The following is a 10,321-nucleotide window of genomic DNA, read 5'->3' on the forward strand; positions in this document are numbered from 1 at the left end:
GTATAGTGAAACTAACAGGTACCACAAGTCCAACCTGTATTTTTTAGGACCCTAATATACGTATAGAGATGGCAGCGGCAGAGGTTCTATTGTCCACGCCTAGCTTTTTGTATATTTTTCAAGGTGTGTGTTGTGTTGCTAATAGTGACACATAAATTAAAAGTCTTTTTAATCGCAAATATTGGATCTGAGTCATATGACTAATTGAGGAAGATTCTACAAAGTCAATAATAGAGCAACCTAAAAAAGGCATAAGATAATCCTATGAATCAAATTAAATGTGCTTCGATCCTGTTAACTGTTGGGTTGTTGATAAGCTCACTCCAGCTATTGGCAAAAGACCAAAAAGAAACTGAAATAAAGGGGCCTGTTACACCTAGTAAAGCAGGTGTCGTACCAGAAAACATTGATTCTGCGACGCCCGGCTTGATGCCCATTAAACCACTAAAAGATATTCCTGAAAGTGTGCAGGACATTCTTGACGCCTTACCAGAAAAGAAAAGTGAGTTTATAAAAAGTGGCAAAAGCAACGACATATTAAAATCAGATATTCTTTTTGATCTACTCCGTTCTGCTTCTTCCACAGAGGCTGAAGAATACATTGATACCATCATATCCATCCACGATCAGGTGGAATTTAAAAAAGGACGTGATATTGAGTCGATTGAACTCAATAAAGCTTCACCTGATTTCAATAGCTGGCGCTTAAAACGGCCTCAATCGATGAACCCTGAAAGAGAAGCAGGCCCCATTTCATTAGGTCGTTACTTAGGTGGCGAACGCTCTGGAATTCCAACTTTTGCTAATGCTCCAGTTGCTCTTACACCTGAAGACCTAATAGCCGGTAAAGTTGACGTTGCGATCCTAGGCGCGCCTTTGGACATGGGATCAGGATGGCGTGATGCTATACATGGTCCAAGAGCGATGCGCATGTTACGTAGAGGGACTGGAGGTCATGACGTTGCGACTCTTATCAATCCAAGTTCGGTACTCAACATAGTTGACTATGGCAACGTTGCAATTGATCAATTGAGTACCGAACGCAGTGTGCAGGAAGTACGATCCATGGTCCGTGAAATTGCAGAAACTGGTGCGATACCAATCATTATTGGCGGAGACCATTCACTCGAATATCCTAACGTTGCAGCTATGGCTGACGTCTATGGCAAAGGTAAGGTAGCGGTTGTACATTTTGATGCACACTTAGATACAGGAAGGGGTCGCGTTCACTTACTCAGTCACGGACAACCGATTTATCGATTGATGAAAGAAGCGCACATACGGCCAGAAGACTTTATTCAGGTAGGGTTACGAGCTCACTACAGTAAAAGCTATTATGAGTGGGAGAAAGAAATCGGAATGAAATATCACACTATGGCAGAAGTTGAGCGTCGTGGTTGGGATGCGGTAATGGAAAGAGTCATCAAAGAAGCTACTGAGAATACAGATTATCTCTACGTATCTTTTGATGTGGACGTGCTTGACCCTGCATTTCAGCCCGGTACCGGAACGCCAGTTTCAGGTGGATTAACTATGCGCGAGGCCATCCCTATTATACGTAGACTTTGTGCCGAAACAAAATTAGTCGGCTTTGATATTGTTGAGCTCGCGCCTGCTCTTGATTCAACCTATGTCAGTACACTGAACGCAAACAGTTTGATGTTTGCCTGCATGACCGGTATTGCCATGCATAAAAAAGGCATAACCGAAAAAGGCTATATAAGCGAGCTTTCATCAGAGCACGGTCAAGACGATTATTATGGAGATAAGAAATGAGCGTTAAAACATATCTACCCACTAACTCTGTATCCTTGATAGTGGTGTCAATGACTGCGATTTTGCTATCCGCATGTGCCAGTAACTTAGACAATAGCTTTTTTCCTAACTCCAAGTCCCCCCCAACAGACAATGTAAAACTGCAGCTTTTAACCGAAGATGAATTAGCATTTCTGCGAGACCCTAAACGCCTACGCTGGTTTAATCTGACTGAAGAAAAAGTCCTCAACCAATTGGCCCAGAGAGATGAACAAGGGGTTAAGCAATATGTATCCGATATGATGGCAACTATGAGTGCAGCTGGATTTCAGGATGGGCAAGATAAGACCAGCACCATTAAAAACGGTATTCTAGAGCCTTTATCAACTACCGCTGATTCAGCGAGTATTCCACTGAATGTTGATGCGCAAGGTTACAACAAAAGCAAAATTATTCAGCCAGCCATATTCGACAAGTACAAACGAACGCCTGGCCCCATCAATTTGCAGCGATATGTAAATGAACAAGATGGCATCCCCACTTTTGCAGGTGCACCTGTCGCGATACGTACTGCAGATCTAGTAGCTGGGCAAGTGGAGGTTGCATTTGTAGGTGTACCGCTGGCGCTTGGTTCTGGATGGCGTGATTCGCAGCATGCACCAACAGTGCTAAGAGGTATGTATGGCCTTGGTGGTTATGACATAGCGGGAGGAGTTGATCCTACGTTAATTCTTAGCATTGCTGATTTTGGCAATATCGCCACCTCATATTTAAGTACAGAACTGAATGTTGACCACATCCGAGAGCAAATTTCAGCCATGATAGAGGCAGGGACGATCCCGTTTATTGTTGGTGGCGATCACTCCATAATGTATCCCACTGTAGCGGCTATGTCTGATAGCTACGGTAAAACCGCGTTTAGCGTGGTGCAACTTGATGCACATTTCAATGGTAAACGTGGTTTAGATCATTATTACTCAGACGCACAAAGCGTATCGCGTTTACTCGAAGATCAAATAATTGAACCTGGAAATTTAATTCAAGTAGGTCTGAGAGGACCTTCTCAAGACAAAGAAGCACTTGAATGGCTGCGCGAAACTGGTGTGAAGTATCACACTATGGTTGAAGTCGAAGAAAAAGGCTGGGATGTAGTACAGAGTAATACTATTGCACAAGCTAAAGGGGCTGAATCAACTTTTGTATCCTTTGATATGAGTGTATTAGACCCCGCATACGCCCCCGGAGCAGGCAGACCGATCCCTGGTGGCATTTCAATCCTTCAAGGCATCTCCCTCGTGCGCCGTTTGTGTGCAGAGACCAAGATAATAGGCTTTGAACTGTTAGATGTTGCACCATATTTAGACACATCGTACAAAACAGCGCTTAATGCCAACTACATTATGCATGCTTGTTTAACAGGTATTGCAATGCGAAAACAGGGGATAACCGGCAGTAACCACTTAGATCCCTTGGCATTCTCACCTAACTAATCCACTTTAGGATAAGTATAAATGAATAAATAAATAGCGGATTAAAAAACATTATCCATTTAGGGAATAATACTTGCTTGTAACATTGCTTAGTAAAGGTCATTCGTGCGGATCTAATTCTCTAAATGGTGCAATCTAATTGACGTTTATGGTACAGCGTTTTATTAAACGCTCTTTAAGTCCTCTAAAATAATAATAGATTAAAGCAGTGTTAATAATTTATGTATACGGTACTTGTAGTAGATGATTCACCTGACTCACTGAGTTTGATAAACGATATTTTAGAAAAAGAAGGGATTAGTACTTTGGTAGCCCTTGAAGGGGGCCAAGCCATCACCATTGCGGAACAAATAAAGCCTGATATTATTTTGCTCGATGCGGTGATGCCTAAAATGGACGGATTTGAGACCTGTATTCGCTTAAAACAAAACCGACTTTTGAATCATATTCCCGTGGTCTTTATGACTGGCCTGAAAGAATCGGAGAATGTCTTAAAAGGCTTGAATGCTGGAGGGGTCGATTACATCACTAAACCCGTTAACCCCGAAGAGTTAATTGCGCGAATAAAAACTCACATCAACAATGCACAAATAACCTCAAGCGCGCAAAAGGCATTAGACAGCATTGGTCAAACCTTATTTTCAGTGAGTAAAACCGGGCAATTGATGTGGGCTACACCACAAACTCACAATTTTTTGTCTACCATTCCCCATGCCGACGACTGGTTAAGCGAGCAATTGCTGCCGTTCGTTGCTGACATAATGCGTGGCCCAGTAAAAAATGGCTCTACCTTTAAATTAAAATATGAAGGTGGTTCATGTGAGTTAGCCTTGGTGTCCAGTCAAGCTTCTGGAGACTGCACCTTTCGCATTGGACTATACACAGAAACATTAACGGGTGAAGAAGTACTAAAATCAAAACTCAGTATTACCAGTCGAGAGTCAGAAGTACTGTACTGGCTATCTAATGGCAAAACAAATAAAGAAATTGCCATTATATTAAGCATAGGATCACGTACAGTAAATAAACATTTAGAACAGGTATTTGCCAAATTAGGGGTTGAAAATAGAACCACAGCTGCGGGCATTGCGATCCGTACTTTGGCGCAGGGTTAGGGTTATATTCAGTGTTATTGTCTAATAGAAAAAGTATTCAAAAACAAGCCTTTACAGCATTTACACAGGGCGATATAAAAACCGCGCATAGCTTAAGCGTGAATGTGATTTCTCACTATCCTAACGACGACGAATCGTATTTTTTACTGGCGCTAATTAACATACAGATCCATCAATACGCAAAAGCTACTGAGTTATTCAAACACGCCATCAAAATTAACGACTGCATACGATACCGAGTAGAATTGGCTAAAGTTTACTCATTGCAAGGTATTTCAGATGCAGTCATCGCGATTGTTAATACCATTAATATTCACCAAGTAAGATCATTTACACAGCTAAACACTTTAGGCGTTACACTTAGCATTGTAGGTTTACATAGTCGGGCTTTGACCTGTTTTGAAAGCGCTATCGCTCAAAAGCCAACGCCGGAAACACTTTATAATTATGCAGTATCTGCGAAGTTTTGTGGACAGCACAAACAAGCGCAAAAGGCCCTTGAAAAGGCTATAGCACTGAAACCCGGTTATCATCAGGCACATTTTGCATTGGCTGATTTAACCGAAGGATCTGCTTCACAAGCTCATATTTTGACTTTGCAACATTTATTATCATCCGAAAAGCTTAGCCTTGAGCAAACAATGCACTTAAGTCACGCACTGGCTAAAGAATACGAAAAGCAAAAGGAATATGCTTTAGCATACAACATCTTGTTGCAAGCAAAGCAGCAGAAAAAAGCGCATTCACCTTACCAACGCTCAGCTGATAACCAGTTATTTGAAGGGCTTAAAGCGACCTTAAAAAAACCAGTTTCTCCCACCAGCTCAAATGTAGGCAATAATAGTGAACGACCTATTTTCGTAGTAGGTATGCCGCGTTCAGGTACTACATTGGTTGAACGAATATTATCGAGTCATAGCCAAGTGACTTCAGGTGGTGAGTTAGAAAATTTTAGCTTACTGATGAAACATTCAAGCCAATCAGCGAGTCATTCAGTACTTGACGCTAAGGTATTTGCTGCCCAGAACAATATTGATTTTTCAACTTTAGCTCAAGCATATTTAACCCAAACCGCGCACATTGGAAAAGGCCAAGGTAAATTTGTCGACAAACTACCCTTTAACTTTTTTTATCTACCCTTTATTCGCAAGGCTTTTCCTAAAGCTCGCATTATATGCCTGATGAGAAACCCTCTGGATACCTGCGTTGGGAATTTCAAACAACTTTTTTCTATCAACAATCCTCATTATAACTACACCCAAAGTTTGGAAGACTGTGCGTGGTTTTACCAGCAGTTTGAGGCTTGGGTGAGTGCTTGGTCCGTTCAAGATACACAATTTACCCATATGCTTCATTACGAAAAATTTGTCGCTAACCCTGAACTGCATATACGTCAATTGCTGGAATTTTGTGATTTACCTTGGGAACCTGCGTGTTTGCATATGGAAAGCAATACTTCACCAGTATCGACCGCAAGCAAAATGCAAGTAAGAGAACCTATTAATCAAAAATCTGTAGGGAAATGGTCAAATTTTCGCCCTTACACTTCACAAATTGAAACAATTTTTTATAGCTAAACTGAGTTTAAATTCCTCCCGCCCCCTTTAAAAAAGGACTTCAACGAGCATCAGCCCCTTAAACCTAAAAATCTTAATGTAAAATGTTTGTACAATTCTTAGTTAAATGACGTAGTCACCGAGGGAGATACACGAGTTCTCAAGTTATACCGCTAACAACATAATGATATGGCAGTGAAACGAAAAGCTGAAGCAAGCATTTAGATCAGTTTTAACTTTGCGGCTTTTTCTGAACGGACACGAAATAACAGAACAGCATAATAAGAGACTCACATATGAAGATTACAGGTCAAAACAAACCCAGCAAAATCGCCATGGCAATCAGTATCGCTCTTTTACCTATAAGTGGATTATTGACCAGTCAAACTGCATCTGCACAACAAGTGCCTCTTAGTGCAGCCATTAGCTCAGTGGAAAGAATTGAAGTTACCGCCACAAGACGCGCCGGCACAGTACAAGATGTGCCCATCAATATTTCAGCACTTTCACCGGATTTAATAGAACAACAAGATATAAGTGAGTTAGAAGATATTGCTAAGTGGGTACCTGGCCTAACCATTACTGACCAAGGTGGACGATACGATGCCCCTATTGTTGTTAGAGGCCTAAACACCAACTCGTCAGGCCCTGGCTCGAACGGTGGAACAGTAGCTACTTACGTTGGCGAAATTCCTTTATTCGTAAACATGCGATTAATTGACATGCAACGGGTTGAAGTACTGATTGGCCCACAAGGCACTTTATATGGAGCGGGCACCCTAGGCGGTGCGCTTCGTTATATTCCAAATCCAGTTGAACTAGATATGACATCGGGTTCTATTTTTGGAGATATCTCGCAAACAACAGAAAGTGACAGTCTCGCAGGAGAAGGTGGCTTTGTTTTCAATTTGCCATTGATCAGCGACGAGTTGGGTGTGCGTATGTCATTAAACTACATAAATGACCCCGGTTTTATGGACTATACCCGCGTCGTAAACGAACCGGGTGTATCTTTACCAGATCCCGACTGGAATGATCCTGAAGCAGTTGCAGCAAATTTACACTCCGTAACAGATGCGAATGGTGAAAAAACGTTAACAGGGCGAATTGCACTTCGCTGGCAGCCTACCGAATGGTTTGATAGTACATTATCTTACTTTTATCAAAATATGGAATTAGAAGGCCGCTCTGTAACTCAATACAACTCACTATCGTCAGAAAGTGAACTGTATGGCACAGTGGGTAAATATGAATCGGTCTATCGATACTTGGAACCATTTGAGCGCAAAAATGACTTACTAAGCTTAGAAATGAGCGTTGATTTAGGCTTTGCCGAATTAGTCTCTGCGACAGGTATTACCTCAACTGAAAGAAGTGGTACCCGAGACCAAACCGACTTACTCATCCGTCTTGGTTATGGATACGAAGAGTTTCCTGCGTTTGCAGCTTATACCGATGACGTATCGTCTGATGACACCTTTACTCAGGAAGTACGCTTAGTATCTACTTCTGATAGCGACCTTACTTGGATAGTAGGCGGATACTACAATAAGGCTGAAGGCGAAGGCTATAGTAAAGAACTTACCCCTGGTTTTGATGAATTCGCCATTGATGTATGGGAAGCCTCTGGTAGCTTGCGTCCAGACTCAATTGAATATTACTCTCGCAGTGAAAGCGACCTAACAGAAAAAGCAATATTTGGTGAATTGAGTTATCGAATAACTGATGACTGGGATGTGACCATCGGAGCAAGAAAATATTGGTACGACGTGTCGGCCTCTTCGGCGGTTGATTTACCACTATATTATACCGTATTTGGTGACAGAGCCCCTGATTCTTTAGAGTTTGACTTTGATACTGTTGAGAACTCAAACGACGGCAATCTACTCAAAATAAACACCAGCTACAAAATTAATGAGGATATTTTAACTTACGTTACAATTAGTGAAGGCTTTCGTATAGGCGGCGCCAACGATGTAGCGGCCTGCCCTTCTAATATCGACGAAATTGAAACTCAAATCATTTGTGCATTACCTAATGAGCAACTTTATTTACCTGATACTACTACCAACTACGAATTAGGCTTAAAAACCTCTTGGTTTAAAAACAAGTTTTATCTAAATGCAGCGCTCTTTAATGTTGATTGGGATGACGCCCAAGTAAGTGGTGCAACCGTGAATGGCTCGGTCGGTTATACGGCGAATGCTGAAGGTGCTAACTCAAAAGGGTTTGAGTTATCGTCAAGAGCAGTTTTTGACGATATTTCAGTTTACGCAACTTATTCTTATGCCAAGGCTGAACTTAAAGCAGACGCGCCGTATTTATTCGGTGTCTTCGATGAAGACGTACAATACTGGTATGACGGTGCCGACGGAGATCGTTTACCAGGATCTCCAGAAAGTTCTTTCTCTTTAGGTATTGTGTATACGGGTGAAGTCATGGGTAAGGTGCTGGATCTATCTTACGGCTTAACGGGACAAAGTGATGTGTACTCAAAAGTAGGCCTAAGAGATGACGGCGAAGTATTACCAGGCTATGGACTAAGTAATATTACCGCTAAATTGTCGGATGAAGCTTGGTCAGTTACTTTTTACGTCAACAACCTATTTAATAAATACACTTTTACATCGGTTAGGGGCGACTTAAGTCAAGTCGGCTTAGGTAAAGAAATCGATCAAAACCGCTATGACTTAACTAGGGGTTATGGACATTATATAAATACTCCAAGAACTGTGGGCTTGAAGTTTAAATATAGCTTTGACCTCTAATACCAAACATCTGTATATAAAATAGCGGGGAGATTCTCTGCTATTTTATTACATGAATGAACTGATAGTAAAGGGAACGATTATGACTAAATTCAACAAATCAATTTTGTCAGTAATAATAGTTTGCTCACTAATTTCGAGTATTAATGCATTTGCAGACGACATCATAGAATTGAACATGCCAGCCTCATTTGAGGCGAAAGTGAAAAACATTACAACCACTAAAATAGAAATCTTAAAATCACCTTTACCCTCAATGTTATTAGGTAGTATGGAGCGATTTTATAAAGCAATGGAAGGAAAAAGCGCACAAGAAATTGAGCAATATCTTGATGGTATGATTGAAGTAAAACAAGCTAACTTATTTAATCCCGACACCGACTTAGCGTCAATTCCACTTAATACAGAATCAAAACAATTTAATGCTTGGAAAGTAAAACGCCCCCAAAGTTTAAATCCTAAACGTGAACCAGGCCCTATCCACTTAAGTCGCTACATGCAGTCACGTCGTGCGGGTATTCGTACTTTTGCCGATGCACCTGTTGCCATTTATCCAGAAGACCTAATTGCTGGCAATGTCGATGTTGCTATAGTGGGCGCGCCACTCGATATGGGATCTTATTATCGTGGTCAGCGCTTTGGTCCGCAAGCTATGCGTAATGAATACGGCGCCGGTGGTGTTGATATGAACACCATGGTTAACCCTAGCGAAGTTTTAAATATTGTTGACTATGGGGATATTGCCATAGATAACATGAGCACTGAAATTTCGGTACATCATGTTAGAGAGCGTGTAAAAAAAATTGCTGAAACAGGCGCTATCCCATTTATTGTGGGTGGCGACCATAGCTTAGAATACCCTGACATTGCCGGTTTAGCTGATGTTCACGGAAAAGGCAGCTTTGGCGTGGTGCATTTTGATTCCCATTACGACGCAGGCAAGAATAATCCTCATTGGTTAACTCATGGACAACCTGTTTATCGCGCGGTTAAAGAATGGCATGTAAAACCAGAGAACTTTATTCAAGTTGGCTTGCGTGGTCCATGGCCCGGTGCAGAGGGCTTTGAGTGGATGCGTAACAACGGTATGCGTTACCACACCATGGCTGAAATAGAAAAAAAGGGCTGAAAAAAAGTGATGAAAACAGCCTTAGAAGAAGCAAGAGAAGGTAGTAAAAAGCTGTTTATTTCATTTGACGTAGATGTGATTGACCCAGCATTTATTCCTGGCACTGGCACAGCAGTTCCCGGTGGTTTAACTATGCGAGAAGCAATTCCTATTGTGCGGGCACTGTGTTCAGAAAACGACATGGTAGGGTTTGAAATAGTGGAATTAGATCCGCTACTAGACCCGACTTATCGTTCGGCGTTAAATGCTAACTTTATTATGCACGCTTGCCTAACCGGCATTGCTATGCGCCGTGAGGGCATTACCAATGGTGATTATTGGACAGAGCTCACCACCGAACATATGCAACCCAGTGCGGGTGAAAAGGGTCGTGAGCAAAATTTACATGAAGTTGTTGATTTTGACTACGCCAAACCAATGCAATAATTGACATTAAAAAAGTAGATAACATGCAGGGAAGAGTTCGAAAATGACTCTTGTCTTCTTACTTGCTAAGATAATTTAAGTT

Annotated in this window: 5 protein-coding genes and 1 pseudogene; all 6 read left to right on the plus strand. The window is 41.6% G+C overall.

Features of this window, described 5'->3' with window-relative positions:
- Positions 1 to 264: 264 nt before the first annotated feature.
- Complete coding sequence (locus C427_RS23410; protein WP_007636745.1) at positions 265 to 1,776, plus strand: agmatinase family protein; 1,512 nt, start codon at positions 265 to 267, stop codon at positions 1,774 to 1,776.
- Positions 1,773 to 3,245, plus strand: coding sequence for an agmatinase family protein (locus tag C427_RS23415; protein WP_226991096.1), 1,473 nt, complete (start codon positions 1,773 to 1,775; stop codon positions 3,243 to 3,245). The genes C427_RS23410 and C427_RS23415 overlap by 4 nt, the downstream gene beginning before the upstream one ends.
- A 221-nt stretch (positions 3,246 to 3,466) precedes the next feature.
- Entirely contained in the window at positions 3,467 to 4,360 is an 894-nt protein-coding gene (locus tag C427_RS23420) for a response regulator transcription factor (RefSeq protein ID WP_007636741.1), read from the plus strand.
- Positions 4,361 to 4,371: 11 nt separating this feature from the next.
- Positions 4,372 to 5,937, plus strand: coding sequence for a tetratricopeptide repeat-containing sulfotransferase family protein (locus C427_RS23425; RefSeq protein ID WP_007636740.1), 1,566 nt, complete (start codon positions 4,372 to 4,374; stop codon positions 5,935 to 5,937).
- 275 nt (positions 5,938 to 6,212) lie between these two features.
- Entirely contained in the window at positions 6,213 to 8,684 is a 2,472-nt protein-coding gene (locus tag C427_RS23430) for a TonB-dependent receptor (protein WP_007636738.1), read from the plus strand.
- Positions 8,685 to 9,180: 496 nt separating this feature from the next.
- A pseudogene (locus C427_RS28020) lies at positions 9,181 to 10,239 on the plus strand (agmatinase family protein).
- The last annotated feature ends 82 nt before the right edge of the window (positions 10,240 to 10,321 follow it).

The organism is Paraglaciecola psychrophila 170, from assembly GCF_000347635.1.
GTDB lineage: Bacteria > Pseudomonadota > Gammaproteobacteria > Enterobacterales > Alteromonadaceae > Paraglaciecola > Paraglaciecola psychrophila.